Annotated in this window: 1 protein-coding gene; it reads right to left on the reverse strand. The window is 45.7% G+C overall.

Annotated elements, in window-relative coordinates:
• Nucleotides 1-262: 262 nt before the first annotated feature.
• Nucleotides 263-4196 (reverse strand): S8 family serine peptidase (locus AC1DSL_RS16130; protein ID WP_477532967.1); only part of this gene is annotated, 3934 nt, incomplete at its 5' end.

A 4196-nucleotide genomic window follows, 5' to 3' on the forward strand; every position in this document is an offset into this window, starting at 1 on the left:
AGATGCTACATCCGAACTTTCAAGAAGAGAAATACTTTMTTTGGAGTTGGAATTAGCAAAGGTGAGTTGAGGTAGAAAGGTAGGGAGCAACAATAATGCACATAAAATAAAACTAAATGCGATGCGGTAATGTCTGTTCCTTTTTATCAATTTGATTTCCCCCCTAAAATTTGCTTACATTTTAGAATCATCTTCCACCTTTCACCTAAAGGGTAAGTGAAAGATGATTCTATTATCTTCATTCAATCTATCAATCTATGATTTAGTTAGGTCTTACGTTGACATACACTTTACCAGTGGCTGTTTGACGAGATTCGTTTCCATAATCATCTCTCATCACCACTTCGATTACAGCACCGTTGATCGTGTCTTTTGGTGCCGTCCAGGTACCAACATAGTGACCTTTTCCTTGTTCTGTTAATGGTATTTCAACAGAAGTGGCGGTGGCGGTTGCATAGGCTGAAGGTACGTTGATCGAGAAGAAACCACTAATTCCTGGTTCACTATCTAGTTCGATGGTCAACGTCTTACCCCTTTTTATCACCACATTTTGAGCTGGTTTTAAGTTTTCGACCGCAGGTGCATTAAACTTGGCGTAAACAGTGACTTCATTGCTAGTTTCGTTTCCAGCACGGTCCTTTGCAGTGACAGTAAATTTATTTTCTCCATTATTGAGTAGTACGCGTAGGGAGTAGGAGCCATCTTCTGTGACATTCGCTTTTTGACCATTTGCGGTGACTTCTGCTAGATATGGATCGGTTGCTTTTCCTTCGATCGTAACCGCTTTCTGATTCGTCTTGAAGCCTTTAGTAGGCTTGGTGATGGTTAGTACTGGTTTTGCTTGGTCAAGGATGATCTTCACTGGCTCGGATGGATCCGTACTACCTCCAGCAGTAGAAGAAGTAGCTGTCAGCATGTTTTCACCATTTTGAAGGGTAACATCTACAGAGAAGGTGCCATCCTCTCTGGCTGGTATAGTAGCCACTTCTTCGCCGTTATTGAACAGATGAACTTGGGTAGTATGGGAAGCTTTCCCTTCTACCCTGACATTAGATTGATTGGTGTAAACTGCATCTTTAGGCGTTGTGATCACTGGAGTCATCGCATTAAAATCTACACGCGCCCGAATCATAATGTTTCCGTAATTTTCAGGGGATGGGGACCAAACTCCGCTCTCCAGTTGCCAGCTATGTCCTGCGTTTGGACTGCTTGTATCAGCAGCGATTGCTGGTGTATTCGGGTAGTCCTTTGATTGGATATAGACCATATAGAAGTCGCTGTTTACCGCTACTCCTACGCCTGTCAGATTGACAACTGTCCATTGTCCATTTCGAAGAGCAGTCGCATTCAATGGACCGGCTAATTTTTTACCAGGAGCACCATCCGGTCCACTAGCATCATAGATGGCAACCTGAAAGGCTGTTCCACCTGGATACGGCCAACTTTCATCCCAGAAATTGAAGAGACCAGCGGTGACTAAGGCGCTATTTTTGCCTTCAGGTAGAGACATTTTTACAGCCCAACTATTTCCAGCAGTATTCCAAGCGCGAGCGTCTTCTGGTAACCCATCATCATAGCCCATCTCACCTGAATAGCCGATAAATGGTTGTAATGGAACATTTTGTTCGATATTTCCGTTTGCTGGGATGGTGATCGTGATAACTTGGCCGTAATAGAAAGGCGCGGTTACTTGTAAGGTATAAGTTCCTTCATAGGCAGTGATGGAGAAGCGTCCGTTTTCATCTGTTTGTACAGGTTGAATGAGCGCGTCTTCGATCAGAGAAAGTGTTGCGTTAGCTAGCGGCTGACCTGTTTGCTTGTTTGTGACCGTTCCGCTAACCGTTCCTTGCGGGATCGGGTTTAAGGTAAAGTTGGCTTCTACTGTACCATCGGTTTGAATATTCACTCGTTGATCTGCAGAGTAATATCCATATGTTTCAGCACGTAAGGTGAACTCACCAGCAGGATGAGTCATACCATAGCTACCATCCGCTGGGTTGGTGGTAACAGAACGTCCTGATTCGAGCACGCTCACTGTAGCTCCAAGTGGCAGGGACATGGGTTGGACTGCAGTCGGCGTGATCGTGGCGGTGGGTGCCATCACGTTTTGTATTTTGGTTGGTTGGATGGTATCCGAGTTGACTGCTTTTTKATTGGTTTGTGGCTCATATTCCAGTTGTCTAGCTAGCAGTTTTTGTTGTTGTACATCTTCTAGTTCTACATTGGCTGTGGCAAGTGGTGTATTGCTTAAGGCAACCTCATCGATATACCAACCTGCTCCCGTGTTAGTATAGTTTGTGGTTACGTTAAAGACGATATAGATTTCTTGACCTGCATAGGCGGATAGATCGATTTGTCGCTCCGTCCATGTCATAGAGTTACCAGTGAAGCTCGACAGCTGTTGCCAGTTTTGTTTGTCTGTCGACACAAGCACATGACCATAATCGTAGCCGCTATCAATTTGATACCAGTCTTTAAACTGCAGATAGGTGTTACCTTCAGTCAGGACGATTGGAGGCATCATCAAGCTCATATTGGCAAAGTTGTTATAGTTACCATCTAAATTGGTTCCGTACACTTTTTCACCAGAAGCGGCCTTTCCTGGTCCAGCGGCAGGTACTCCCCACTCCCAGCTGTTGTTGGTACCATAGGAGATCCAACCATTTGGTTGAGATTCAAAATCTTGATAGTAACCGGTGCTGATTCTAGGTTTGACTGGTACTGTGTAATCGTCAGAAGTAACCACGTTTTTCCCATAGTCCATGATGCGCCAATGATAGGTAAGGGTTGGGACCTGTACGTCATCAGCCGGAATCACGGCTTGGTACGTTCCGCTCTTATAGTCACCTGCTGTACGAGTTGCCGCTACAGTTTGCCATTCGGCAGATTCGCTTGCACGATATTGTAGCTCTACACTGCTTACACTGACATTGTCTTGTACTTGAACAGTAAGTGGTAATATCATATCCGTAAATGTTTCAGTTGGAGCGGTATGCTGATAAGTTGGCTTCTCAGTATCTTGACCTTCATGAAACACTTGTCCCTGAACTCGGCCTCGTCCGTTGACAATGGAGGAGACAGCGTCATAGGCGTTCACTAGACCATGACCATAACCATTGTTTGGTGAAGTTGGGTAGGTGGAGTCAGTTAATGGGATTGCCGTATCCAGTAAAATTTGTTCCATTTCTTCAACGGTAAGAGAGGAATTCGCCTGCTTCATCAAAGCAACAACCCCAGCAACGGCTGGTGCAGCCATCGAAGTTCCTTGCATGCCTGCATATTTATCACCTGGTACGGTAGAGCGGATGGCCACACCTGGAGCGGAAATGTCTGGCTTCCCTTCTCCAAATGGCGAAGGACCACGTGAGGAGAAACCAGCAATCCGATTCCCACTATCCGTTGCACCAACAGCGAACGATTCCGGATAGTTGGCTGGGATGGAGATGCTTCCTCCAGTCGGACCGGTATTTCCTGCAGAGAAATTAGGGAAAATTTCAGCTGCACGCCAGTTTTGAACCATCGGGCGATACCATTCATCTGTGCCTGCTCCACCGCCCCAAGAGTTGTTCACTACGTCAGGTGCTTTTTCTGGATGTGGGTTACCCTCAGCATCTTTTGGAGCTAGAATCCATTCTCCAGCTTCCAGTAAATCGACTTGGGTTCCACCAGACTTGGAAAAGGCTTTTACAGCGATCCATTTTGCACCTGGGGCGACACCGATTTGGTTCGTGCCATTAGGCTCAGAACCTACCATCGTACCCACGGTGTGAGTTCCGTGACCGATATCATCATAAGGTGCATCGTTTCCATCAACAGCGTCAAACCAGTTGTAAGTGTTATCAGGTTGATCTGGATTGGCTGGGTTGTAACCCCGATACTTTTCTTTTAAAGCAGGGTGATTCCACTGGACTCCTGTATCGATACTAGCGACTACAGTTCCCGTACCATCAAAGCCCATATTCCAGGCTTGTGGTGCGTCGATTTTTGCAATATTCCATTCGATTGAAGTGGTGTCTGCTTGTGTATCAGCTGCTGTTAGTTGGTTAGATGTTGGTTGAGTAGATGTGTTACTGTTTTCATTTGAGTTCAGCTGTACCGTTTCGTTTGGCAGGATTTTTTCGACTTCAGGGAAGGTAGCAAGCTTCTCCATCACTTCTTTGGTTCCTGTTACCGCCATGCCATTGACGATATAGAAG

The organism is Paenisporosarcina sp. P4_D4 (assembly GCF_056401835.1).